The organism is Pseudomonas sp. AGC41, assembly GCF_057334555.1.
This window is the reverse complement of record NZ_JBHFJB010000083.1, coordinates 62,859-64,719: the sequence shown is the minus strand read 5'-3', so window position 1 is coordinate 64,719 and position 1,861 is coordinate 62,859. Positions and strand designations below refer to the sequence as shown.

Below are 1,861 nucleotides of genomic sequence, written 5' to 3'. Positions count from 1 at the left end.
GGCAGAACGCGACAGGGTCTTGTAGTCGTTACGGGTCAGCGGACGGGCGGGTTGTGCGGGTGTCGCCGTGCTCGAAGGCGCAGTGGTCATGGCAAGGGCTTCTCTTATAGTCGGTTCTGCGGCCCCGACAGCGCTCAACGGACGCCCGGGCAGGTTCGGCACGATAGCAAATTGTTCGAAAAAGCACATAGAAGCGCGTAATTGACAGTCGAAATCAGAACCGGGTGGTCGTCTCGACGACTATCGCCCGATATACTCGCAACCTTGCAACACTCTGTAAGGGGTTGCTGTGCGAAAACGTCGTTGGTGGCGCAATACGAGATCAGCCGGTTTCGCAGAGTTTCCCTTTGGCACGCCTTGACGAAAAACGTGACGAACGCAGCATGTTCGGGCTGAATCGTTTTTTTAAGGACGGCTACTCACCTGAAGTACAAGACAGCGTTACGGGTCAGAGGCACCCCCGGCATGATAGAGCTCGAACAAGAAGATCCAATCCCGCAGGGCGATCTGGCCCTGCAAATCACCGCGCTTCCCCGAGAGACCAACGGCTTCGGCGATATTTTCGGCGGTTGGCTGGTGTCCCAGATGGACCTGGCCGGCACCGCGATGGCCAGCAAGGTTGCCGGCGGACGCGTAGCCACCGTGGCAATCGATCGCATGGCGTTCCTGGTGCCCGTGGCAGTGGGTGCGCAATTGTCGTTCTATACCCAGGCCCTGGAAATCGGCCGGAGCTCGATCCAGATGATGGTCGAAGTCTGGAGCGACGACCCGTTGTCCAGCGAATGGCGCAAGGTCACCGAAGCGGTGTTCGTATTCGTCGCCATCGATGGCAGTGGTCGTACCCGCTCGGTTCCACCTCGGGCGCGTTAAACGCGGCGGCCGTTTTGCGGTCCATTGCAGTCCATGTTCCCGAACGAGATTTGCAGCATGCCAACGCCTAACGTCGAAGCCGTCAAACTGGATGAACTGAACGGTTGGCGCATCCGCCACGGTCAGGCCGAGTTGCTCGTGGCCCAGCAAGGCGCGCACATTCTCAGCTATCAGGTAGACGGCCAGCCGCCGCTGATCTGGCTCAACGACCAGGCCACGTTCAAGACCGGCAAGAGCATCCGTGCCGGCGTGCCGGTGTGCTGGCCGTGGTTCGGCAACCTGACGCGCAACCCCGACAGCGTCCAGGCCATGCGCGTCAGCAATGAACCGGCCACCGCCCACGGCCTGGTGCGGGCGATGGATTGGGAGCTCAAGGGCATCGAAGCCGAGGGCGAACGCCTGAAGATCGAATTCGTGCTGCCCTACCCCGAGAACGGTTTGTCCGGCTGGCCCCATCAGGTCGACCTGACCTTGACCATCGTGATGGACGAGCAACTGCACATCCACCTCACCAGCCATAACCGTGGCAGCGAAACCGTCAGCCTGAGCCAGGCGCTGCACAGCTATTTCGCGGTCAGCGACGTGCGCAACGTGCATGTCGACGCAGTGGATGGCTTGCGCTACATCGAGACCCTGGATGACTGGAACGTCCATACCCAGGCCGGCGACCTGCATTTTTCCGGCGAAACCGACCGGATCTATCTCGATACGCCGCCGACGCTGAGCATCGTCGACGCGCATTGGCAGCGACGCATCGAACTGACCAGCAGCGGCTCGCGCTCGGCGGTTATCTGGAACCCCTGGACAGAACGGGCCAAGGCCTTCAGCGACATGGCCGACGACGGCTGGCAACGCATGCTGTGCATCGAGACGGCCAATGTGATGGATGATGTGGTGACGTTGTCGCCGGATGCCAGCCATACCCTGGGCGTGAGCATTCGCAGCAAACCGCTCTAAACCAAGCCATTAAAACCACTGTGGGAGCGAGCTT

3 protein-coding genes are annotated in these 1,861 nt (G+C 60.7%); 2 read left to right on the top strand and 1 reads right to left on the bottom strand.

The genetic code is table 11. The features are described from left to right. Positions 1–90, bottom strand: a 90-nt coding sequence (locus ACE04F_RS15200) for a hypothetical protein (RefSeq protein WP_486107921.1), incomplete at its 3' end; no start/stop codon positions are given. A 375-nt stretch (positions 91–465) separates the two neighbouring features. On the opposite strand from ACE04F_RS15200, the gene ACE04F_RS15195 reads away from it, so the two are divergent. Next, on the top strand, positions 466–870 hold the full coding sequence (locus ACE04F_RS15195) for an acyl-CoA thioesterase (protein WP_003177184.1): 405 nt from the start codon (positions 466–468) through the stop codon (positions 868–870). 57 nt (positions 871–927) lie between these two features. Next, positions 928–1,827, top strand: a complete 900-nt coding sequence (locus ACE04F_RS15190) for a D-hexose-6-phosphate mutarotase (RefSeq protein WP_486107906.1) — start codon at positions 928–930, stop codon at positions 1,825–1,827. The last annotated feature ends 34 nt before the right edge of the window (positions 1,828–1,861 follow it).